We start from the raw sequence: 24,023 nt of genomic DNA, 5'->3' as shown, positions 1-24,023 counted from the left end.
GTTAATCTTCCTGAAAGCCACATCTTTTTGCCTTCTCATAGTTTTTCAGGGCCAAACTCATGTGATATTCTGTTAAAGGCTTTTTGGCTTCTGCAAGATCTGCCATGAAACGGTATTCAAAGTCTTTCAGCTTTTTGCTTCTCTTATCCCATTTCACAATTGCTTTTATCAGCTCTAAGGTTATCTCAGGTTTTACCGCAGGTACATTTACTGTATCAGCTTCAAAATACTCTTCCATATCAAAAAAGATTTCTGATGCCTCTTCAATGGCAAAGTCAAGTATCTGCTGTCCGTTACTGAACTCTATCTCACTGAGCTTCCTGTTTCTGCTGAAGTTGGTACCAATCGCTCTGGCCATGGTGCGCTGGTAAGGAGATAGTTTTCCGGTAGCTCTGCCCCATTCCTCAATCTTTTCCCAGGTCTTGGGATGCACCGACTGTAACCTGTCCTGCATGGCTTTGATCTCAGCAGAGACCACATCCTCGTTGGATATTCTTGTCCGGTTAACTCCCTGCCCTCTGACTTCCAGCTCATCCCTGATACTGTCAAAGGAAATAGCAAAATCCTGCCGTCTGATCGCATTCCAGCAGTCTTCTTTTTTAGCCCATTCACCGTATAGGGAACCCGGAGCATGTACTTTTATATAGCTCTCCACATGCAGCATGATTTCCCGCAGCTTGTCCCGCAGTCCTGTACTGATATCCTGTGCTTTCCAAATCTTGTAGAGATCCAGTTTATAATTCAGCCTGTAGCCAAGCCAGGCAATGGTATAGGGAACAGTGATATAGCGCATATCCCCGATTGCGTTAGGTTTGACCCCGTACACTTTCTCGGCAGCCCGGAATAATATGGCTTTTGCTACTGCATCCTCAAAGTATATATTATCCGGAGTTGAGCTGAAGTTATGATGCATGAACTGCACATAGTTCTTCTGATTACCCCGGACTACAAAATGTGGTCCTATTACCAGCTTTTTACCATCGTATACTTCCTGATAAGTATTGATGTACTTGGCAAGATCCTCCTTTGTAAGGACCTGCGACTTTGGATTCTTAAGTTCAAATGCTCTTCTTTTTGCCTGCGTGAAGCCTTCTTTGAGCATAGCTGTTTTATATTGCCCTCTCGCCCTGTCATAAAACCAGCGCGTCTGCTGGGATTTACCCAAGACAGGGGGAGCCCATATCGTACGTGACAGTTTTTCCAGCAGGACGTGATTGACACCATTAGAGCTTAGATCGGAAGCTGAAATCTTATTCTGCGTATTGGCATACTCTGCAATGCGCGCAACAACTGAGCTGAATTTCTCCTTGTTCTTGACAACATTCAGCTTTAGCTGCACAAATATTCCGGATACATCAGCTTTATCCTTTTTCCAGGTATGGTATATAGAGGCTGTTGTCTGACCACCGTTTACGATCTGCAGATCTTTTACCCATGCAACTGCACTCCCGGTTCCATCCGGCAGCGGCTCCAGCTGAATCTCCTCGGCTGTAGCAGCCAGACCATTATTGAAAGCCAGAAACATATGAGGCTCAGTCATAATTGTTTTGCGGATACCCTTATTGATTTTGCCGGTAAACTGGAGAAAAGATCTTACATTCTGTTCCAGCAGCCGGGAACCAAACCTCTCATATATATTAACCAGGGCAGAACCGGAGATAATGGCTAGGTAGGATTGGTATTCTGCATTGTCAGAAGGAGAATAAATACAGGGAACATGAAATCCGTCTTCCTTGAAGTTGATTTCAATCGGCATGTGGGATTTCTCAGAAATGTTATACAGATAATTTAAGTCTATTATCCTGTAGTAGATCGGATGCCTATCAATGCTGTGACCGGGTAAATTGTCACTGGAACAGACACCATCTGTTAAAATGAAAGCATTTACACGCACCAGCCCCTCCTTCAGTTCCTTTGAGTCACTCAGGGTATGAGCCAGATCAAAGATTTCAGAAGCTTCCTCAATTTCATTAACATAGTCTTTATATACTGCATTCTTGAAAAAGCCGGTAATCCTTCTGCCTGCTTTTTCTATCTCGTCCTTGAGAACCCTTGAGATATCATCTGTTCCGTTATATATTGTAATAAAAAGGTCTAATGTTTCATAATTATCGGATAAAGCATATGCATTTATCTTGTGTTGTACCCCGGTCTTGAGCACCTTTTCATCATAGGAAATACGTGCATTCTCTGTTTCCCCGGCATCAGCCAGCAGCATTACAGCAATCTCAGTGAATAGCTGTTCTGAAGAACCTCCTTCTTCTTCTGACAGCTGGGCAGATCTGATTTCCTGCTGGATATTTCTGTAAAATTTGGCTAATTCCAGATGTTCAAGGTTTGTTGACATAGCTAGTTCAGGTGCTGTATTACTAAATTCTCATCTGCTATATAGGACGTGTGGTCTGATATCGAAATAGTGTATTTCACTCCACCGACTCCTTTTCTTATATCATGTTCTTCTATTCTCGGAAATTCATCCCTTATGTGGTAGATGTTATCTTCCCGGATATGGTAACCTGTTGATGAATATAATGGCTGATGTACTGCAAAGTATCCAGCTTCCAGTAGCTTGACCTGAAAAAGATGATAGGCTATTACATCATCCCTTAATGCAGCTGCAACAGATTCAACCATATCATTCAGACTTTCCCCGGAAGACTGTCTCACATCAAGAGAAAGATGAAACAGGTACAGTTGATCCAGCCCCGTTGTATCAAGCTGCCTTTCACTGTTTATGGTAATCAGCTGATGGTTATTCCCTCTTGTTGTTTTAACTTCTACTGCCCAGCTTCCATCCTGAAAATCTCTGACTGCTTTTTCAGGCCCCAGCCATGCTCGGATGCATTTCTGTCTGTCTGGGGCATAGCTAATCCATTTGCGGAGAAAGAAGAGCTCCCCATATAATCCCTGCTGCTGTTCTGCGTTTAATCCGGTGGACTTAGCCTTATCAAAAAGAGCTTTCCACTTCTCATACCTGTTCGTAAGTTTCCTTACCAAGGCCCGTTCCTCCCCGACATTGCGGATTTCCTGAATCAAGTCTTCACATAATGTAGAAAAAACATCCCTGTGTTCGTTATTCAGCAACAGGATAAGCAACATATTTTTACCCTGACTCTGCTCATCTGGTACGATTTCAAATGAGATATCTTTCAGATTATTAAAAGGCTTTGTATCCGGCGTATAAGCATGAGAAAGTTTGATCACCAGACATCTGTGCTTTTCCGGAGCCCTTAATCCGACATATACATCCGGGAGAACCGTACTGGAATATCTTCTCATCATGAGCCCTGAAGTAAAGCTGCTGACTTTTGCCAGCTCGGCCCAAAGTTGATTAATCCTCATCGTACTGCATCTCCTCGAAATTATCATCTATGTTAAATAAAGGAAGCAGCTGCTCATGGATGGCATAGTTTACATAAGCATTGAACCTGCTACCGGGAAAGCTGATAGCATAGCCAACTATCGGATCTGAATCTGGAGCCAGACCCGCTTCTTTCGGATCCAGGAAATATAGAAGCAGCAATGGGTTCCGTGGGTCACGGAATTCATTTCTTACTATTTCCCCGCTAATGTAAGTAGGTTCACCCTTTCTTCCTTTTTCTCGCCAGAACTGAATAGTTCTTTCCATCGCTAATGCCTTTTCTGTTTCAGATAAGTCGATAAACTCATGATTAGGGCTTATAATGTGGGATCGCATGATGTAATATGTATCAACAGAGTTGATTCTGTCATCCTGTTTCCTAGAGTACAGCCCCACATCTAATCTAAATCCTTCCTTATTTATAGTATGCATCTTGTCAGCTTTGTTTTTTGACATTAGTGCAACTCGCCAGTTGGTTAGTTCCCCGTTTGACAACTGAGCATCAATGAAGCGAAGCAGGTTTACCGGATCTGCGGCTTTCAGGTTCTCGGACAATTTAAATTTCTGTAGAAGAGACTTTATCTTCTGCGCATCTACATCATACCAGAGTGAATTACTTCCTTTAGTTATAGGGTTGCTTGGTAATAACCCAATAAAGGCTTCTGCTGCTTTCAGGTTCGAGTTAATAACGTCAGGGTCTTTCTGAAATTCATACGATTCCACAAGACGTCCTGCCCATGATATATCTACTGTTACAGCTCTTCTTATTTTGTTGGAAGCCGATATCTGAAGTACTCCGGGGTGTGTACGTACCTTAAGGGCGAATTTTTCAGGTGTGCTTCCGGCTACATCTGACATGTAATCGAACTCATTGCGCAGCTCTTCCGAGGCAAGGGTAATATGGCAGAACCACTCATTTAGCTCTCTGCTTGTATAAAGACGGCATAAATCCACGTAGCCTGGCCTGTAGCCGAACCAGCGCCCCATTTGCATCAGAGTATCGTACATTCTGGAAGCACGCAGATAATAGCTCACTGAGAGTCCTTCCAGCGTTAACCCACGGGAAAGTTTATCTCCGCCAATTGCAATTACAGAAAGTCCGTTAGGGTGATCAAAATAGTTTAATGTATCTGCTGATCCCCCGTTGATTTCTCTTACAACAATTTTAGTTGCTGCTTCATGCAAATGCTCCAGAACGTCTTCCCACGCATGCACCTGTATGAAAGGGTCTACTGAGCTAAGTTCTGTGCTCAGTATCTGTTCAGATCTGGTTTTAAAAGACTTCTGTTCTGCATTATCTATTTCAAACGTTGCTCTTAACTCTTCAATCACGCTGGGAATATTCATTTCTATTCCTTTGCGGTAGAAGTCAAAAACCTTTTCTGTAATTCTTGCGATGAGTTTCTGCCAGTTTTGAAATCTGGAGATATGGACCAACATAGAATTATGAGCCATGGCCTGTCCGCGTAGTCGCCTGATACTACAGGTGATGATAAAAGACTTGATTGCTTCTACCAGAGAATCAGGAACCCTGTTATAAAAGTCTTCTATGATATCTTCCGGAACATCTTCCTTGCTACGCCAGTCAGGAAGATCCGACTTCTTGTGCCGGTCTGGCAGAAATGAAAAGTAGTCACTTATCCTGTTTACTACAGGTAACACCGAATTGGAAACTTCATCATCTTCTACCGGGCGGAAGCCAAATACCTTATCCGGACCAATATAATTGGAAGGCGCAGGAAGATTGATAATAAAATCTCTTGGAAAAAGGTCATCCTCAGTAATAGGAATAAAAATATTGGCAAACGGAGTAGCCGTATACCCGACATAGCCGCTACGCTCAAAAAGGCGAAGGATATTACGGATGAGACCATTGATTCTTGTTGAAGGATCGTTATCCCGGTTAGTATTGATAGACGCATTATCAGCCTCATCATCAATAAGCAGAAGAGATTTGTTCCGGATGACTTTTGTACCATCTTCCAGCTCAATGGACTGTGCGTTTAACCACTGCAGAAGCCGCTCAAGGACTTTGGTGTTTTTTTTAACTACAACGACGATAGGTTCATTTGTATTGAAGTTAAGTCCCAGCGAATTTGCTGCTCCGGCAGTAAAGTCCCCTTTTTCCTGACTGGAAGTAAGAGAATGTGCTACTATCCCCTGATTTATCTGTCCTACGCCTATCCAAAGGTTATTCTGGTTAAATGCCCGCTGATGCTGCGTGTCAAATCCAAGAAAACCCTCATCCAGACGAAGCTGGGTCTGACTTCTCAGGTTATTGTGTATACCGGCCAGTACAATTATAAACTTAAAACCGGCATCAGCTGCTTTACAGATCAGGCCCGTATAATTAGATGTTTTACCTGACTGTACCTGCCCGACAACCAGCCCTCGTTTATCCATAGGCCTGTTCTTTGTCGGATCAAACAGTTTATCCAGTGTTGCATCTGTTAATTTATGCACCTGCCCTATTACATTTGCAGGAATGTTTTTTTCTTCTCTCAGATATTCTTCATACCTGTTCCAGAAAGACCAAGTGATACCTGCTTTCTTATCCAGAAGCCAGGGTGTTTTTTTCCGGTCGATTGATGTAAAGTCATCCTGCCAGATGTAGAATTTTTCCTCAATACTTTTGGTCAGGGTATTTACATCAACACCTGAGAAAATTTTAACAGCATCCCTAACAGCGTTGTCTATATCTGCCTGCGGAGCATGTGTGATAAACCCCCGCTGGTTGAGTAATTTTATGGCAATCTGTGTAGCTTCCTTAATCATAGCGTCTGAATGTATTCCGGATATAGGTTAAATGGTTCGATTGTCAGTAAAACTGCGATAGCCTCTTCTCTGGGCTTGCCCTGCGTGGTCAGGATACTATATAATTCGCCTGCCTTTCTTATCAATGGCTTAATGTCTGTGTTTTCGTATGGCTGCCCCTGCTGCTCCGGATGCTCACTTTCCTTGATAGTAATAAGAGGCACCGGAACAGTTTCTTCCACAAGTCTTAAAATATCATTAACAGCTGCCGGATTAACCTGCGGGTGCTGCATGAGATCTTTGATAAGGGGATGATCCCGGTTGATGTGATAAAACCTCTTGCCATGCCTGACTTTTTCAAGCCAGACCGCATGAAACTCTAATGAAGCATACTTGCGTTGCAGCACTTTGCCCTTATGACGGTACACCTCTACAGCCTGAGATCGCACTTTGCTGGCGTAAGCTTTCAGCAGTTCCCTCAAATTTAACGGAGGTCTTGCCACAGACTTTTTGATATCAATCTGCCAGTCTTCATCCAGGTTGTTTGGCAGGTCTATCATGATTCTGGCTAACTTAAAATGCTCTTCCTTCCGGAACATCCCCAGCCAGTCACCTGCCAGGAGAAGACGCTCATTCCGGTAGATATAAAAGCCCTGATGAGCGTTCCAGCCATTAGGGCCTTCTGCTTCTTTAAAACTGATTTCCGTTAGTTTGGATTTATGAGGAAGTACATACCCCCGGAGCTTTACTTTAGCTCCCTGAAGGGGCTCTTCAGGAAATTTTTGTGTCGCAGACTCATTTATCAGAAAAGGATCCCATGCCTTTACTTCGCGGCCCTGGAACCAAAGCCTGATTTTATTATTTCCGATATAGCGGTGAAAGGTCATGGCCAGGTGATATTTAACCTGATCCATCCTGTTTAGAAACTTTTCTAAAGAAGCCTTATTATCTTCGGTCAGCCCTGCTACCAGTCTGTCAATATCATTCCACAGAACAATTGTACCTGATTCCTGATCCTTTAACTGAAGTTCGAACAATGGATCCGGCAGGTACTTAATTAAATTCCATTTTCCAGAGCGGTTTACGAAATCTAAATCCCAAGTCCAGTAAACAGGGCAAGAGTCCTTCTTTTTAGAAATAACGCACAAATTCCTGCACTGAGAAAAGGACGCTGTTTTAAGTCCTAGGCCGAAACGGCCAAGATCATGAATGCTACGTGTTTCATTCGGGTTTCTGGAGCCCGGGCGCATTGCCCTGATTAACTCCTCACTGTTCATACCGCTGCCATCATCCCTGATCGCAATCCAGGTAGAAGTACCTTTCCATTCAAAATCTATCCAGACATTTTTAGCGCCGGCAGAAATAGAGTTGTCGATGATATCGGCAATAGCTGTTTCGAGATTGTAACCAATCGCACGAAAGGTCTCTATCATCGACCCTGCTTCAGGCTCCGCAGGTGTTGTCTCAATCTGAGAATAATCAAGCATTGAAGAAATGTAAGTTTGTTCTGTGTTACGGCTTAAGACAAGCTACTGGCTTGCATTAATGCAGCCAAAAGCGCCTGTAGGGCTATAACAGTACTACCCGCATGTCTTCAAGTCCTAGGCTCTGCTAATATATAAAAATTATGAGTTTAAAGTGGATACTAACAAAAATTTTATTATCCCTATGTTTTACGCCAAGGGTGTAGCGTGCTATACTCCAACCGTTTCCCTTAAAGTAACTGCCGGATCTGAACCGGTGCTTAGTGCTGTCTCATTCTCCAGCTTACTGAAAACAGGCAAAACAAGGCGTGCAATTTTATTCGCAAGCAGTGGCGGAACCGCATTGCCGACCTGTATAAACTGAGAAGTTCTCGGACCGCAGAAAAAATAATTATCTGGAAAAGTCTGAATGCGCGCGGCTTCCCGCACAGTCAGGCTTCTGCACTGTACCGGATCAGGATGAATATAGTAATGGCCATCTTTGGAGATATGACTGGTAATTGTCTTGGATGGTTTATCCCAGAGCTGTACCCGGAATCTGTCTGCAAACTTTTTATCGTCAATACCCTCCTTTACATTCTTATGCGCCGGAAGCAACTCAACAGGAAAATCCTCCAGCTTAGGTGATCTCTGGTATACTCTGGCAAAACTGGAGACAAACAGGTATCTCAGTAGGTCACTGTTCATATGCCCTCTGGCTGAATGGTTGCATACTCCCCCAATCCTGGAGTCAGTGAACCATTCTTTTTCATATCCGATCTCAGCTTTGTCACAAAGAAGAAATTCTGTACCGGTTTCGGCAACAGCTTCCCTGATTTTCTTTACCTGATACTTAATTTCATCAATTAGACAACTTTCTGCATTTGGAAATACTGATTCCAGATTCACACCACTGATGGCTGTTCTCCAAGCCTCAAGGTTATCCTTTTGCTTTGACAAGCCACTTCGTAAACCGGGCAGATCATGCAGAACCTGCGCTATTGCCACTTCATCCACCTTCTTCAGAGTTCCGGGGTAAAAGTTAATGTCCTTTCTGACCCCTAAAAGAATAACCCGGTGTCTGGTTTGGGGTATACCGTATTTTTCAGCCTGAATGACAAAATTTTTCTGATTATAAACAGGGTTGTAGTTCAGATCATAGCTTGCCGGCTCCTCCACCAGAGAATATATCCGGTACCCCGGGCATACAGATGAGTCAGGGGAAGCCGTGCCGGTTTGCGGGAAGATTTTTACCGGATCTGACAGATCATTAAGAATTTTGGTAAAAACAGAGCTTTCCTTCGTTTTTGCTGAAAGCAACCCTTTTACATTCTCCATCACAAAAACAGCAGGGTTATGTACAGCCAGAATCCTCAGGTACTGCCGGTAAAGCCCTACCCGGACATCCTTCTCTTCATCCAGTATGCTGTCTTTTCTTCTGGAACGCCCCACAATGGAGTAGGCCTGACACGGAGGCCCCCCAATCAGAAGCCAGTTTTTATGCCCTTTTAACGCGTTTTTGATTCTGGAGTCTACTTCTTCAAAAGGCACAGCATCTTCGCCATCCCCAAGTGTAGCCAGCCATGCCTCCTCTTTTGCCAGGGAAGCCTGCTGCGGCCATCTCCTGTAGAGCTCCTGTATAGTGATTTCACCTTTAACGAAACTATAATAATCTTCAGGGACAGTACCAGGCTCAAACTGCCTGAAGAAACTTCTTAAGGTTAATGTCTGATGTGCAGCTTCTTCCTTCTCCACTGACAAGGCTATGTCGAATGCCCTTGTACCTTCAGCATTTAATAACGCACTAAACCCTTCACCAAGCCCGCCTGGACCTGCGAAAATATCAATTACCGGAATTTTCAAACCTGATTTGTTCTAATAGACGATCCAAAGTACCAGCCCTAACTTTCGGCTTTAACTCACATTCAAATATCGTTAAAACTTTCCATCCTTCCTGGATTAATTTGGAAAGATTTTGCTGATCCAGTTCCCTGTTCCTGTTAATTTTATGCTGCCACCATTCCGTACGGGTTTTGGGAATAACATAGTATCTGCAGCCTTCATGCCCGTGCCAGAAGCAGCCATGTATGTTGACTATGGTTTTATATTTGGGCAGAACAACATCCGGTTTACCAGGAAGCTTTTTATCATGAAGCCTGTACCGTAATCCTTTTGCATGGAGAAACTTCCGCACTACCATTTCCGGTTTAGTATCCTTGCCTTTGATCCTGGACATGTTATAGCTTCTTGTAGCCTTAGAATGTACATCTGCCATAGGTTCTGAATCTAAATTGACTAATTTAGTGTCTTTAACGAAGAACGATGATCAACGAATACAAAGTTGAGATTATCAGGGAACCAGGCTCCAATCCTCTGACCGGCGAGATTTCTCCATTTGAATATGAGAAGCTGACGATAGAAACCACTTCTGTAAGAAGTGCCTATGTTATGGCCTGTGCTACTTTTAAAATGACTGTCAGAGGCCAGCAGCTCAGGTTCTTTATCAATGGGGAAGAGTATTTTGACGACAACTTTTAAAGATGTTACTTACAACTTATATAATAGTAATCAATAAAGTAATACCGTTTACCGGATTCCATATTCATTTTTAACCAGATCATAAGTATGAGTAAAATATTTTTATGCAAATGGGGTGCGTGGGACGAGCATGCCATGAACTCCTACGAGCCTAAAACCGAAGAAGTATCTGAAGATTTCTTTTCAGATGATAATGGTTACGACCCTGAAGAGATTGAAGCAATAGCAGTCTTGGAAGTCGGGGAGCAGTTTGATGTTACCTATGGGAATCACACTGTTACAAGAACCAGATAGAAAGGTTTTACTAAGCTTCAGCGAGCTTACGCAGACTCTGAGTGCTGTTATAACAATAAGAAATGAAGGTTATAGATAAGCTGGCCTGGCTGGAGATAAAGGATGAAAAGATACTCAGTACCAGAAGCAGAGGTAGGACAAAGTATTATATACCTGGAGGAAAGCGTGAATCCGGAGAGAGCGATATGGAGGCGCTTGCAAGAGAGATCAAGGAAGAACTGAACATAGAGCTGATCGAAGATACTGTAAGATTTGCAGGTGTGTTTCAGGCACAGGCAGACAGCCATGCAGAAGGCATTCAGGTAAAGATGACATGTTATAAAAGTAGTTACAAGGGAACGATCAGTCCTTCAGGAGAAATAGAAGAAGTAATCTGGCTGACCTACAGGGATAGGAGCCTTGTTTCTCCCGTGGATCAGCTCATTTTCGACTGGCTGAAGGAAAGAAAGCAGATACAATGATTTGCTGACTGACCGGATTAAAGAACTGGCCAGATGGCTGAAAATGATTAAGGAAAAATCATACCCTTTGAAAATGGAGCAAACTTATTACATTAACCCTGAAAAGATTATTAAAATTGTCAACAGGATGGAGAACCTGAAGTTCGCCGGGCTGGAAGTCAGTGATGGGAGCCATGTAGTCATTGACATTGAATTTAAAGGCATAAATCCTGATGCTAGGGAAGCTGGCTATACCTTTGTGAATAAAAAGCAGTATATAGCTGCTGAAGTGCTCGAAAAAGCTAAGATCAGGTTCTCCAGAACATCTGCTGAGGTAGTTGATACCAACCTGATTCGCCTGACCATTTACCCTCCACAGGACACATTTTTTGGAATTGAGTAGCTGTTCAACCCTTCACAGCTTAATTCTTAGTTAGAAAGTCAACTAATGCTGCCTCATGCAGCTAAAAATTGGTTCTGCTGATCAGAATCCTTTTGAAAAAAACTCCTGTAACGACATTTCGTGTATAGTCAGCACCCGGATCAGGGACTTCATGGTAAGGTTCACGCCTTTTTCCATACGCCAGTACTGCATCCTGCCCAAACCATGTTCCAAAGCAAAGTCCTCGTAGCTAGTATACCCCTTCTGCACCCTGACTTCCTTTAGCCTGTCCCCGATTGCCTTTAGCAGCTCTTCTTCGCTTTTCATATGCGAAAGTTGAGACTTATACACTCCTAGTGTTACACCATATGCTTATACACCATAAATTGTACATATAAAATTATATATGTAGTTTTAAACACTTGTCCTATATAGGTCATGATAACCATCTGATTTGCTTGGCTCCAGCTTTAAATTAATGGTCTGGCTCCTGCAACTCCCAAGTCAAGAGGTCTTATAATCTATTTCTGTATCTAAAACCTGACAATGATGAAAAAACTTATTTTACTCCTTTTCTTTTGCTGCTTTATACTTTCTGATGTCACAGCCCAGAACATGATCGGATCCTCCAGCAGGGAAATAAGGTCAAACATGGCAAACTATTATGGGGATAAATGGGAGTTCAGAAATGAAGAGGTTACGGGCAACAACAGTGTAAGGCTGGGGTACAGACACATTGAAGATCCTTTCTTCCTTCTCTATTTTATAATGGCTGAGGACGTATGCGTTCGCTTTATCCGGATTATGCCTAAAGAAAACCTTTCGGCAATGATCATCAAATTAAATGAGGAGGACTACCATCAGGGTGATAATGTCTGGATTACGAAAGACATGAAAACTAAAATGACGCTGGAAATTGAAAAAGACAAATTCCTTGTAATAATTCATGACCCTATCCTATAATGAACAAATATGTCAATTGGAGCCAATATGCGGACATCGAAGGATATAAAGAACGATCCCGCAGGTAAAAGCGAGCTCTATACTGTTATCGTAACAATAGGATTATAGGCGACAACTTAAGCCAAGCAGGATAAAACAATCAAACGCTTATACGCGGTGAAACATTCAATAAATAACATTATGACAAAGCGCTACCTATACCTGACAGCCCTGTTCATGCTGTTGTCCTGCTCCGCCTTTGCCCAGCAGTATGAAAACAAATCTAAAAACTCCAGGCAAGGAGGGCAGGATGAGATGGATCTGATGATGAACCAGTTCTTGGGTTTTACCAAAAAAGACCTGCTCATGACATGGGGCATGCCGGCTGCTGTTGTTCCTGACGGAGAAGGAGGGGAAATTGTGAAGTTTGAAGACGTGAAGAGTGCCGTAGTACGGGGTGGCAGAATGACAACCACTCATACGTACTTGTGGTTCTTTGACAAAGAGGGCAAGGCATACTACTGGAAATACGACATGGTATGGAGCCCGGGTTAGGGTATGATTGAACGGCACCTTGCAAAACATGCAAAGCTGCAAAAGCTGAAAGACAGCTTGTGCCCTGTTAGTCTCGGAAAGATATTTAAATCAGAAGGTGCTTTGATAACCCTGTTAAAGGGTATAAGGCAGAAAATAAAAGGGCAAGAGTATGTGAGACCATACTCCTGCCCTGTAGTTTTTATTCAGCTAGCCCTGCAAAACGTACGAAACTGCAACAGGTTTCTCCCATGCCGTTTTGCAGCTTTGCATAGTTTGCCGGGGATCAGGCGGTAATTAGTTCTATCTTTCTATAATTCCCTTGTTTTTCCTTTTCAAAGATACCTTCTTCCGTAAGTACTTTCAGATAGCCGTCACCGCACCTAGTACTAAGCTTTAACCCCTTGGCCACCTCTATGGCTTCCGCCCTTGAGAATTCCGGTGGCAGGCCATCGTAGAAGTTACGCATGGCAACATCTTCTGAAGTATATTCTGTATTCGGTAGCAGGGAATAAATGTATTCGGAGTGCCTGTGCAGAATACCGGCCAAAGACATGGCTATATTAAAGTCCTGCTCGTTGCAGGCAAGAGGAGCGTCTGTACTCTTGCTTTCAAACCTGCGTACCGCCGAGATGATCATGGCAATCCTGTAGATCATCAGCGCAAGCCGTCTTGTGATGCACACCGCTCCAAGCCCTAACCTTCTGAAGGTGTCCGCCTGCTGCCTTCTGAAATAGTCATTAAACGTCTTCCATTGCGCTTTACTTAAAGTAAATTCACTGGGGTTAGCAATCGAAAACAACACCATTTCCAGCACTTTCTCGGATTGCTCATTAAAGAAATCTGTATGGCTGACCCCACCTTCCTTTGGTGACACATCGCGCCATTCCGGTGTATAAGGAAATGTATAATTCGTAAATCTGCTATAGAGTCCGTTCTCCGCAGATGGAAAGATGGAAAGCAGCTGTCCAGGTGTGCCTGAAATCCCGACAGAAATGCGCGGAGTATCGATGGCCACAAACCCGCTCTCTCCTTTGCGACAGGAAGTGATGGGCTCATGATGAAACCCGTTCCTGAGCGCATCACTAAAGTTCCCCCAGTCGTTCTTGAAGGAATTCGCCAAAGTATCAGCTTCAGTTTCGAAAATCACACCTATTCCGCCTGTGTGGTTCAGATTGTCCACGATAGCGGCAGAGCTGGAGTTTGCAGGCAGGAAGAAATGCTTTTGTTTTCCGTCTTTGTCAGACCCGCTATTCAGGTGTTTCGCCCAAGCCTTTCCCAATATTTTGGCATAAGCCATTACCCCTTTCCCGCTGGCTGCCGGTGCCGATATGAAGCTATACAGGTTCGGGAATACCTTTTTCTGATCATATATACCATGCACTCCCTGAAGACATCCGCTCAGCACAGTGAGTGCACCTATAAAGTATACATCTTTTTCTCTCTCCGCCTCAAACCTTCCGATTCCTTGTTGAAGAAGGGAAGGAAGCTGGCTGTAAAGTTCCGATGGAATAAAAGGCAGCTTGTTCAACTGTGCTTCCTGGTTAAGCTTTTTAAAGAAGGACCTAGACATGGCTGATACCTCCTTTCTGGCTGAATCTGATCAGAGATTCGTTCTCAATAATGTTTCCCGTTTTTGATGCTGTGCGCCCGCCCGGGATCAGGCATGTATTCTTAAAATTTTTGTCATAAAGGGATAGCTTGATAGTTTGTTGCTTTCCTTTGAGGTTGTTGTTGATTTTCATTTTAATTTGATGAAAATTCTAAAAAAAGGTACTCTCTGCTTTTACTTTTTAGGTGGGCGGCAAATCCAGTTAGCAGTGGATATTTTGCCTGTACATCGAAACAAGTATCGCTACACGGACAATAAGGAAGTTTCCTGCGTAATCGTTTCCGGGATTTGGAAATATTTTTCAAACCCTTGTTTCTGCGGAAGTCCAGACCATAACGCACTTCAAGTTTTTCTTATGCTCTGCGGATTGCGCAGCATCCAGGCATCCAGATCTTCTCTTTTGAAAAACAGCATCTTGCCGTTGGGACAGAAGTGCGGGATGGCCCTTGAGCCTGTCAGCTTGTAAAGAAAGCTGCTGCTGACGCCCATGTATTCACAGGCATCTTTGAAATTCAGTACAGGTTTAGTCTGGGCGGTTTGAGTGGCAAGCATCTGCTCAAGACGGTTGAGCTTTTCGAGCACTTCATTGAAATTAAGCATTAGTATTAAAGGCAAAATCCTTTCTGCTTTTTACCTGCTCGTTACTTATTGAAGGTTTGGCGGCAAACACGTAGCGGTTTATTAGTATTTGCCCGAATGTGCTGCAAATATAATAAATCAATTTTTAAACCGTAAGCATACCAGTCTAGCACCAGCCACCTCTATCCGTAACTTGGTGATTACAACTAAATACATGAATCAAACCGCAAATGCTTCAACAGCAAGCTATATGGCAACTTCTGCTCTGGAGAAGTCAACCGCAGAACCGCTACTCCGGGAGGATATGATCCTGCTGGTCACTTCTTAAAAGCAGTCAGATTTGTCAGGTGCTGACGCTTTGTTTCATCTTCAAAGCTGTCGAGATAATGCTGGGTGGTCTTTTCGCTGGAGTGCCCCAGCGCCTCGGAGATAAACGCGGTAGACACACCTGAACGTTTCAGCACCGTAGAGAAGGAATGCCTGGCCGTGTAGGTGGTAACATCCTTTTCAATTCCTAGCGCGGCAGCTATCCGCTTGATGTATTTGTTGATGGTCTTGGTCGCCTGCTTCACTTTGGCCAATTCCTCCTCTGGGGATAAGCCTGCGGTAAGGACAGGAAAGATATAAGACTCAGGGACAACCGGCTTTTTCCCCCATCTGGCAATGATTTCTACCGCGTCCGGCATCAGCGGCACTGTGATAGACTTTTGCCTATGCCGGGTGGAACGCGTTGTTTTAGAGCGGATGAAAGTAATGGAGCCATCAGTCAGCTGACTATATTTGAGCCTTGCCATATCCTTTACGTTCATCCCGCTGCACAAGTAAGAGAACATCCACATGTCCCTTCCCCTTGCCTCACTCTCCGTTACAGGAACATAATCAAAGATCTTCTGTATGTCCCCTAGCCCAAGCGCTTTCTTCACATTCACCCCGGCAGGGATCTGGTACTTTCGTTTCCCAAAAGGATATTGCTCTTGTGACACATCGCCGGAAGCAATGGCTTCGTTGAACAACGCACGGAGCGGACGCAGATAGATACCCACGGTGGTAGCGGAGCGTCCTTCACGTGACATCCATTCCTCATAATTCTCAAGAAAGCCGGGCGTGACGCGGGAAAAAGGCAGCGGAAGCGTGTTCTCTTCCTCTTCCTGCAGCAGTGCCTTTATTTCTGTTTTCGTCTTTCCCTTCCGCGATGCATAAGCCTTACCGCTGACAAATCCCCGGAGCGAATTGCGCGCACTCATGTAGTTATCAGCCGTGGCTGATCTCCCTGCCTTTCGGAATCTCGCGATGGCTTCGTCAAATGCGGAAAACACTTCGTTGGGCAGTCCGTCCCGCTGGATGCGTTTCTCAAAATCCTCAAATGAGAAGCTTTGGAGCTTGGAGATAATTTGAGCAGCTTCCTGTTCCTGTGCCTCGAGCTTCAGCTTGACACCCTTGAACTCCCGTCCGGGACGGCTGGAGTTCATCTTCTCGAAATCCTCAATGGTCAGGTTAATGCCTGTGGGGTAGTACTTCTGCTTCCGCTGGTATGTGACACGCAGTTTTACAGGAAAAGTTCCGTCTTTCAGCGCCCTTCTGGTATCGATAATTATATTGGTGGATGCGTCCTGCATGCAATTTTACTGCTAATATTTGCATACAATTTGCATACAAATCATGATAAGACCTATTAATAAAGGAAAAAACATGTCAAACCTCTTTCTGTAAAAGCCTGTTTATCAGCAAATAGAAAAGCATCTGATAATAAGTGACAAATCACACCTGTGACTGTTAATCAGGGGGTCCCTGGTTCGAGCCCAGGAGGGGGAGCAAAAGCCACTCAGCAATGAGTGGCTTTTTTGTTTTTATACCTTTCTATTCATCATTCCCGAAGTCTGTATACTCAAACTATAGCTGTTCTAAAACAGAAAAGGTATGCCCGGGAGATTGTATCACCCCGAACATACCCTTCTGTTAAAGAGAGTCGACTATAATTTATAGTTATCTAACTATAACTATACGGCGACTATAGATTTTGCCTTGCGAGGCAACAAGTACTGTGTATACCCCAGGCGTATAAGATTCAGTATTTAGCTGCACCTGCACGCTTCTGTTTGCACTTTTAAGTACCACTCTGCCCTGGCTGTTCACTAAGCTGACAGATTCGATAACTTTATCTGAACTTACGACCAGGTACTGGCTGGCTGGGTTAGGATAAACTTTCAATCCTGTATAATGCTCATCTGCTATACCTGTAGGTGCTTCGTACACATCATTTACTGTGATAACTTTAGCTGTTTCATGAGTTAAGCCACCGCTGTCCTTTGTCTGAATACGAATACTAAAGCTACTCTTCGTTTCAAAATCAAATACCTGTGCTGCCTTCAGCTCATTACCTTCAATCGTGAAGAGCGCATTGTCTGTATCTCCATCGCCATCTACCAGTTTAAAAGTATGTGTATCACCAGCATCAGGGTCTGTGGTTGATAACACACCTATAACGGTACCTATTACATTGTTCTCTTCCAGTGCATTTTTGCTTAACGCAATAGCAGTAGGCGCTTTACTTTGCTCCACTTCTACTATAATGTAAGTAGTTACATTATCCGGGTTTATAGTTCCTTCAGCTAAAGTTAGCGTTCCAATAAGCTCGTAAACGCCGGCTTCAGTGCCCTTATAAGTAGCACCATCCCAGGTAACAGGAAGAGGTTCTTTTCTACCATCCAGATACGTAGCCTCTACGGTAGCTGGTAAGCTGCTACCTAACTGGGCAAATGTAGTCAGGTAAGGCACCTTCACATACGATGGTCGGGCGGCGCCAATTACGTAGCGGGTATTCTTCTTCGTTTGTGCTGTGGCATCAGCCCCTGTATTCTTAGCTGTATCCGTCAGTTTTAGCGCTATAGTTAACTCACCATCTGCTAAAGGAGTAACGTCGATATCATTAACATTAAAGGTAGCAGCTGTTACTTCGCCGGTACCTGTTACCAGAGTTCCTCCTCCAGAGCTGGTTATAGAATAGTTATAAGTAGCTCCTACTTCTGCACCTGTTACAGTTACAGAGGCAGCACTCTTATTATTATAGGTGATCAAGTCTTGGTTAAAGGCTACTGTATAGTTAGCAGGAGCAATCTCATCCAGGTCATTTACCTGCAGCACTAAAGCTTTTTCAAAAGAACCATTAAGCTTCCCGTCGCTGGTTCTTACCCTGATTTTGTAAGAGCTCTTGATTTCGTAGTCCGGCGACAGCAAGATCATTAGAGAATTGTTACTGATTGTAAAGTTGCCATTGTCTTCAGACCCCTCACCGGAAACCAAAGTATAAGTGTGCGTGTCATTGGCATCGGCATCAGTTGTAGTAAAACCACTAACTATGGTATAGTTGCCCACGTTCTCGTTTATTATTGAGGTTACAAGTGCAATGTCGGTAGGCATAGCATTCGGAGAAAAGCTTAGAACTGTAGCTTTCCCACTATTGTCACCATCATAATAAACAACGTATGGTATACCTGCACCACTTATATTAAAATCACTTACAGAATTATTTAATATAGCTGCATCACCGACCAATTCCCACGATGTACCGTTAAATTGGATAACACTAGTCCGGCTAAAATTATTGTCATATATGTTACTATAAGAGAGGTAAGGAACACCAGCAGCGTTTAGTTTCAGGTTTGTGAAGGCAACCTTGCTATCAGGTATGCTGGCAGCTCCTACTGTTACCCAATTTGTACCGTCAAACTTCAATACAGTAGCCTTATCTCCGTTAGTTGCATCAACAAAAGCAACATAAGGGCTGCCCATAGCATCTAGTTCCAGTGAAGTATATCCCGCCTTACCCGCTGAGAAGTTTCCTTCACCTATAGTCAGCCAGTTAGTACCGTCAAATCTCATTACTTTACCCCTGCTGCCATTATTGCCATATTCTGAAAACACTACATTAGGCATACCGGTAGCATCCAGAGCTATATCCAGGTCTGATACAGCCCCGTTAGCAGAGAATTTATTACTGCCTACTGTTACCCAGGCCGTGCCATTAAACTTCATAACCGTAGTACCGCTTTCATCAAATGCTATATAAGGGGTGCCATTAGCATCTATAACTAACACCGGATTAGTAGCTACCCAAGGAGTGAAGCCTGCCGTACCCACAGTAACCCACTGGGTACCGTCAAACTTCATAACCGTGGCTTTATCGTTTTTACTGCCATCAGTGTAGGCTATGTAAGGTGTACCATTGGCATCAATCGCTAAGCTCAACTGGCTAGTTATCAGGTACTGTGTCATTCCTCCTGAAAATCCTGCGCTACCAACCAGTTCCCAGTTTGTACCATTGTATCTCATTACCGTAGCTCTACCACCCTGGGATGCATCTGCGAATGCAACATATGGTGTGCCACTAGCATCAACAGCTACTTTTGAGTACTGCACAGAACCCGGGGAAAACCCACGCTTGCCTACTACCTGCCATATACTTGTGTTTCCATAACCCTTCATATTTACTGTTAGAATTGATGCATTGGATACAGTAACAGCGCCATTATTAACCAGCACGCGGTACTGGTAGCCATTCATGTAAATAGATGCTTTGGAAATAGCCAGTGTTGGTGTTGCTGCTCCTGTATAACCTAAGCCATCTTGTATATTTAAATAAGTGGAGCCGCCATCCTGGCTAACCTGCCACTGGTAACGTACCGTGCCCTCGCCTGTAGCCTCTACCAAAAAGTTAACACCGGCATCTGCTGTAACACTTTTAGAAACCGGTTGCACAGTAATAGCAGGTGCTGCTGGCACAAACTTCATAACAGTAGCTTTGTTACCATTTTCCCCATCCTGGAAAGCTACATAGGGCGTGCCATAAGCATCTATAGTTAAAGAAGTATAATACGCCGCACCTGCTGAAGCACTTGTGCCTACTGCATCCCAAGTAGTGCCGTTAAATTTCATTAAAGTAGCTTCGTTGCCATTCCCAAAGTCGCGGTAGGCCACATAAGGAACTCCAGCAGCATCTAAAGCTAGTGAAATGGTGAGGGCACCGCTAACAGAGAACTTTGTAGCTCCTACTCCTTCCCAGGCCGATCCGTTAAACTTCTTGACAGTAGCCATTTTATCACTACCTTCAGAATAAGCCACGTAAGGCATGCCGTTGCTACCAAGTGCAAGCGAAGGCTCAGTAGCTACATCATCAGAAAGGCCGGCAGTACCTACATTTTCCCAGTCAGTGCCGTTATACTTCATAACTGTAACTTTGCCTGCACTGCCTCCATCCTGGTAAGCAACATAAGGCACATTATTAGCATTTAATTTAAGTGATGGATTGTAGGCTACACCTGCAGAAAAGCCAGCCGCCCCAACCATAACCCAGCTATTACCTATAAATTTGTACACGGTAAGCCTGTTGCCATTTAGTTCGTCCTGGATAGCTACATAAGGCACCCCGCTTTTATCCAGCGCTATCGAAGGGTTATCGCCTGCTGCAGAAGCACCAGTCCCTTCATTAGGGAATAAGCCATCATAACGAACCAGCCTGAAACGACCATCTCTAATGGTTTTTACTACTGCTTTATTTTTACCGGCATCTGAGTCCTGGTAAGCGATGTATGGTTTACTGTTGGCATCAATTGCCAATGATGTTGAGTTGATGACACCATCTGAAAAGCCGAAAATATCAACTGCTACCCAGTTTGTACCATCGTATTTCATAACCATACCACGTGTACCAATACCAGTACCTGCATCACCATAAAAAGCAATGTGAGGTACGCCCTGGGCATCTAAGACAATAGAAGTATGAGTGGCAGCACCAACAGAAATGCCTGCCTTGCCCACTGGTTGCCAGGAGTAGGTACTCTGCCCGTAACCTAGCCTAAGCGAAAAAAACAAAGCAAAGAAAAGAAGTAGCGAAATTGCTTTAACAGATTTTCTGCTGTTGGGTAAGCCAAGCTTTGCGCTTCCTGTTTCAACAGAATGTGGTAAGCTTGTTCTAAGGCCGACTGAGGCCTTGGAGTAAAGTTGTTGCATAAAAAATGTATATAATAAAACAGAAACAAATCACTTCTTCTCTCGCTCCAACACTACTAACTTATTGCTTCTGTCCCCAAAGGAGGGCTTAGGAATTGATAATGCAGGCTAAAGCAAATATTATCTTGAAATATTACGTACACAATTTATATAGTTAAAACACTATAAACAAGCATAGTAGCCTCGGTAAGCACTATTTTTTCTATAGTTGCAGATGTATACCATTGAGGGACCTCTGATGGTTGCTGTTTCACCACCTGAGGCGAATGACGCTCAACCTTTTGCGCCACAATACAGTATTTACTGATAGGTATATTTTCATATGATGGGCTTCAGATAGCACCACTATACTGGCTCATCATCCGACATAAACGATACAACTATGAACAACTTAAGAACATATTTAGCAACGCTGTTAATATTAATGGCTTTTACACTGAGCAGTTGCGAACTGGTCGGAGACATTTTTGAAGCAGGCATGTGGACTGCTCTCGTTGTTATTGTTATAGTTATACTTCTGATTGCCTGGATATTCAGAAGATTCAGAAGATAAAAAAGGAGCCAAAAGGCTCCTTTTTGATTTATTTAATTGGGGGAATGCAGCAACCTCATTACCTGCCGTCCGGCACTACTATGCACCTGCACCAGGTATATACCCTCCATCAAATGCTTCAGATTTATCTCTGATGGCTGACCAGCCTCCAGAGCTACTTGTTGGGTAAGTATGGCCTTACCTGTAATATCGCAAAGTACTACATTTACAATGCCGGTTATAGTTGCAGATGCCAGGTATAGCTTTCCCTTACTTGGATTTGGGAACATGTCTATCCTTACAGCACCTGTTTGCCTGGCATTTATTTCCACTATTTTAGAATAGGACTTCGTACCATTTACAGCATATTCTGCTAATCTATAGTAAATAATACCGTTACCTGTTGGCTGATGCGTGAAAGTGTAATCTTTATTAACCGTACTGAAACCTGCCGCTTTTACCTCCCCTACTTTGCTGAAATGTTTCCCATCCGTACTTGTTTCGATTACAAAGTAACTGCTATTGTACTCTGATGCCGTGCTCCAGTTCAGGGTGGTAAACCCGTTTTTATAGTTTGCTGTAAATGTTGTTAGCTCTACTGGCAATGGGCCGCGTGGAGGTTGCCAAACAGCATACATACCACTTCTTACATTGGTTTGCCCCATATAATTAGCTGGAGTGGTAGCTGCAACGCGCGCACCGGTTGTGCTTGATGCACCCGCTGCTTCCCAGGCTTCTTTCGCAGCATTATAATACGCCAGTTCTGCCAGGTTCCGATCAAAATTCGGCAGCTCGTCAGCGACATTCCAGTAAAATGTAACAGTGGCATCCGGAGTAGTAGCCCCCTCCTGGCTGATATTCCAAACCTTATTTACCACTTCAGTTCGTACCGGTTCACCTACTCCCTGCTGATTAGCATCGTAGCGTACATATATCCCATCTGTTACATTTATACTGACATAACGCGGTGTATTACCAGCTGGCAGTGCTACTTTAACGGGTGCATACCCAGTTTCAGAGGCAATTGGCAAAAAGTTGCTGCCGCCACCCTGCACATACTGTTTTATACTTGCACCTGCATTCATTTTAATAAGAGCAGCATCTCCTACAGCTTCCAGGGTTGCGCCATTATCTAAGGTAAGCACGCTGTTGCGGAGCATGATGCTCGTTTCATCCAGCCAAAGTTTACCTTTTACCAGCAGGTTTGTATCTATGGTTTTTTGCCTTCCGCCAGTTATCCGCAGGTTTCCATAAGTGCCGCCAATCGGGGCAGAAGTACTATCGGTGTAAACTACGGTACTGTTTGAGGCAAGACTGCCAAAGGTTGGCGCTACAGATGCATGATTTAAAATCAGTGTGGCATTATCAGCTATGTCTACAGAGCCTTTAAGGGCATATTTATTGGGTACCGTTAGGGTTGTAATATCAGTGCCCTGCCCAAGTATAAGCTTTGAGTTTACGCCGGATATAGCAAGACCTTTACTTAATTTATAGCTACCAGCCGTGTTTACAACAAACAGTTGCTCAACATCAGTAAAATTAGTTGGTGTGCGACCCGCTGTTGTCCCGTCTGTTGTCCAGTTAGAAATGTTACTAAGCACTTTACCTATCGCATAGAATACATCATTCTGAACAAACTCCACCTGTACATCATCAAGTGCAATTGATGGATACTCACCTTTATTGTTTGATTCATATACGGCATCCTGTTGCTCCCAGCGCAGCATCAGCTCATCGCCTGGTGCCAGATTTACCTGAAGTATAAGATCCTGAAGTTGTATTCTGTTTGCTGCATCATTTCCGGATAATGGCTTTGCATTGGCGGTAGCAGATGCTGCTTTTATACTTCCTGCCAGGTTAGTAACTGTTGTCCAGCCAGTAGCATCTGCAGGGTTTGTAACCGAAGCTCCTGTTTTATAGGAAAAGCTAAAAGGGGAAGATGCCGTTTTGGTCCAGTACCATTGCTCTATGGCGAAACTTACATTAATATGTTTTATAGTTCTGCCAGAGTCGTTCTTGAACCGAAGTGCATAATAATAGCCTTGCCAACCTTCTGCGCCATGCCCGCCTAAGGCACGATCGGTGGCAGCAACACTTCCGAAGCTGTACAAAGCAAAGCCCCTTGTATCACCATTGTTAGCAATAATGGAGGTTTTAAATTCTCCGTTTTTCTGAACAGCGTACCAACCAGGCAAAGAAGTGCCATTTGCCCAGGAGCTGCTGCCGGAAGCCGGTAATGTGTTAAAATCTTGAGAGTAGTGGTGTTTAAGCTGATACCCTTGGGCTACCATTGGCGGAATACTGACTTGTGCGCCTACAGGCACTACAACTAAACCACTTATTATGAAAAAGAGAATGAGTACTAATTTGTAAGCTACTTGCTTCTTCATTTTAGGGTATTTCAATCACATGAATGTGTAACCGATGTTACTTAAATAGTAATGCTAAGATATGTACATCTTTTCATATATCATATAACGCCCACAACTTACTACCCTGTTATACAGTCATTTAGCTACCGATCAGCTTGTCATAAAATTAAATATTATTGGTTAAGTGCAACCCTTTAAACTGTACCTGAACAAC

The 24,023-nt window shown here is 43.7% G+C and carries 19 protein-coding genes; 7 read left to right on the top strand and 12 right to left on the bottom strand.

The window, feature by feature from the left end; all coding sequences use genetic code 11:
* Position 1: 1 nt before the first annotated feature.
* From MJ612_RS16895 to MJ612_RS16870, 6 genes are all read right to left on the bottom strand, one after another.
* Positions 2-2,347 carry an AIPR family protein gene (locus MJ612_RS16895; protein WP_187031955.1) on the bottom strand — a complete coding sequence of 782 codons (2,346 nt, stop codon included), beginning with the start codon at positions 2,345-2,347 and terminating at the stop codon, positions 2-4.
* Between the two features lie 2 nt (positions 2,348-2,349).
* A complete protein-coding gene (locus tag MJ612_RS16890; protein ID WP_187031957.1) occupies positions 2,350-3,342 on the bottom strand; it encodes a PD-(D/E)XK motif protein in 993 nt (330 codons plus the stop codon).
* Positions 3,332-6,136: a Z1 domain-containing protein gene (locus MJ612_RS16885; RefSeq protein ID WP_187031959.1), complete on the bottom strand. Its 2,805-nt coding sequence runs from the start codon at positions 6,134-6,136 to the stop codon at positions 3,332-3,334. The genes MJ612_RS16890 and MJ612_RS16885 overlap by 11 nt, the downstream gene beginning before the upstream one ends.
* Positions 6,133-7,602 carry an ATP-binding protein gene (locus MJ612_RS16880; protein WP_187031960.1) on the bottom strand — a complete coding sequence of 490 codons (1,470 nt, stop codon included), beginning with the start codon at positions 7,600-7,602 and terminating at the stop codon, positions 6,133-6,135. Before MJ612_RS16880 ends, MJ612_RS16885 begins: the two co-directional genes overlap by 4 nt.
* A gap of 207 nt (positions 7,603-7,809) precedes the next feature.
* Positions 7,810-9,441, bottom strand: a complete 1,632-nt coding sequence (locus MJ612_RS16875) for a DNA cytosine methyltransferase (RefSeq protein ID WP_187031962.1) — start codon at positions 9,439-9,441, stop codon at positions 7,810-7,812.
* Positions 9,422-9,814: a very short patch repair endonuclease gene (locus MJ612_RS16870; RefSeq protein ID WP_250419228.1), complete on the bottom strand. Its 393-nt coding sequence runs from the start codon at positions 9,812-9,814 to the stop codon at positions 9,422-9,424. The genes MJ612_RS16875 and MJ612_RS16870 overlap by 20 nt, the downstream gene beginning before the upstream one ends.
* Before the next feature lie 86 nt (positions 9,815-9,900).
* On the opposite strand from MJ612_RS16870, the gene MJ612_RS16865 reads away from it, so the two are divergent.
* The 4 genes from MJ612_RS16865 (at position 9,901) to MJ612_RS16850 (ending at position 11,253) form a co-directional block, all read left to right on the top strand.
* On the top strand, positions 9,901-10,116 hold the full coding sequence (locus MJ612_RS16865; protein ID WP_187031966.1) for a hypothetical protein: 216 nt from the start codon (positions 9,901-9,903) through the stop codon (positions 10,114-10,116).
* A gap of 87 nt (positions 10,117-10,203) precedes the next feature.
* Positions 10,204-10,410, top strand: a complete 207-nt coding sequence (locus tag MJ612_RS16860; RefSeq protein ID WP_187031968.1) for a hypothetical protein — start codon at positions 10,204-10,206, stop codon at positions 10,408-10,410.
* Between the two features lie 62 nt (positions 10,411-10,472).
* Entirely contained in the window at positions 10,473-10,871 is a 399-nt protein-coding gene (locus tag MJ612_RS16855) for an NUDIX hydrolase (RefSeq protein ID WP_187031970.1), read from the top strand.
* A 73-nt stretch (positions 10,872-10,944) separates the two neighbouring features.
* The gene (locus tag MJ612_RS16850) at positions 10,945-11,253 is read left to right on the top strand and encodes a hypothetical protein (RefSeq protein WP_187031972.1); all 309 of its coding nucleotides are present in this window, start codon (positions 10,945-10,947) and stop codon (positions 11,251-11,253) included.
* A gap of 81 nt (positions 11,254-11,334) precedes the next feature.
* Here the strand turns inward: MJ612_RS16850 and MJ612_RS16845 are convergent, their stop codons facing one another.
* A complete protein-coding gene (locus MJ612_RS16845; protein ID WP_187031974.1) occupies positions 11,335-11,559 on the bottom strand; it encodes a helix-turn-helix domain-containing protein in 225 nt (74 codons plus the stop codon).
* A gap of 219 nt (positions 11,560-11,778) precedes the next feature.
* On the opposite strand from MJ612_RS16845, the gene MJ612_RS16840 reads away from it, so the two are divergent.
* Positions 11,779-12,195 (top strand): hypothetical protein, encoded by a 417-nt coding sequence (locus MJ612_RS16840; protein ID WP_187031976.1) that lies wholly within the window; start codon positions 11,779-11,781, stop codon positions 12,193-12,195.
* A 180-nt stretch (positions 12,196-12,375) separates the two neighbouring features.
* Positions 12,376-12,729, top strand: coding sequence for a hypothetical protein (locus tag MJ612_RS16835; RefSeq protein WP_187031978.1), 354 nt, complete (start codon positions 12,376-12,378; stop codon positions 12,727-12,729).
* A gap of 265 nt (positions 12,730-12,994) precedes the next feature.
* Here the strand turns inward: MJ612_RS16835 and MJ612_RS16830 are convergent, their stop codons facing one another.
* From MJ612_RS16830 to MJ612_RS16815, 4 genes are all read right to left on the bottom strand, one after another.
* The gene (locus MJ612_RS16830) at positions 12,995-14,281 is read right to left on the bottom strand and encodes a DUF3987 domain-containing protein (protein ID WP_187031980.1); all 1,287 of its coding nucleotides are present in this window, start codon (positions 14,279-14,281) and stop codon (positions 12,995-12,997) included.
* A gap of 381 nt (positions 14,282-14,662) precedes the next feature.
* Positions 14,663-14,920, bottom strand: coding sequence for a helix-turn-helix domain-containing protein (locus tag MJ612_RS16825; RefSeq protein WP_187031982.1), 258 nt, complete (start codon positions 14,918-14,920; stop codon positions 14,663-14,665).
* 296 nt (positions 14,921-15,216) lie between these two features.
* Positions 15,217-16,515, bottom strand: coding sequence for a site-specific integrase (locus MJ612_RS16820; protein WP_187031984.1), 1,299 nt, complete (start codon positions 16,513-16,515; stop codon positions 15,217-15,219).
* A gap of 367 nt (positions 16,516-16,882) precedes the next feature.
* On the bottom strand, positions 16,883-20,767 hold the full coding sequence (locus MJ612_RS16815) for an Ig-like domain-containing protein (protein ID WP_187031986.1): 3,885 nt from the start codon (positions 20,765-20,767) through the stop codon (positions 16,883-16,885).
* A gap of 520 nt (positions 20,768-21,287) precedes the next feature.
* Between MJ612_RS16815 and MJ612_RS16810 the strand changes: the two genes are divergently transcribed.
* On the top strand, positions 21,288-21,458 hold the full coding sequence (locus tag MJ612_RS16810; protein WP_187031987.1) for a hypothetical protein: 171 nt from the start codon (positions 21,288-21,290) through the stop codon (positions 21,456-21,458).
* A gap of 32 nt (positions 21,459-21,490) precedes the next feature.
* On the opposite strand, the gene MJ612_RS16805 is transcribed toward MJ612_RS16810, so the two are convergent.
* Positions 21,491-23,827 (bottom strand): T9SS type A sorting domain-containing protein, encoded by a 2,337-nt coding sequence (locus MJ612_RS16805; protein ID WP_187031989.1) that lies wholly within the window; start codon positions 23,825-23,827, stop codon positions 21,491-21,493.
* Between the last annotated feature and the right edge of the window lie 196 nt (positions 23,828-24,023).

It is taken from the genome of Pontibacter deserti (assembly GCF_023630255.1).
GTDB lineage: Bacteria > Bacteroidota > Bacteroidia > Cytophagales > Hymenobacteraceae > Pontibacter > Pontibacter deserti.
The sequence above is the reverse complement of the archived record's forward strand: the minus strand, read 5'-3'. Positions and strand labels throughout refer to the sequence as shown.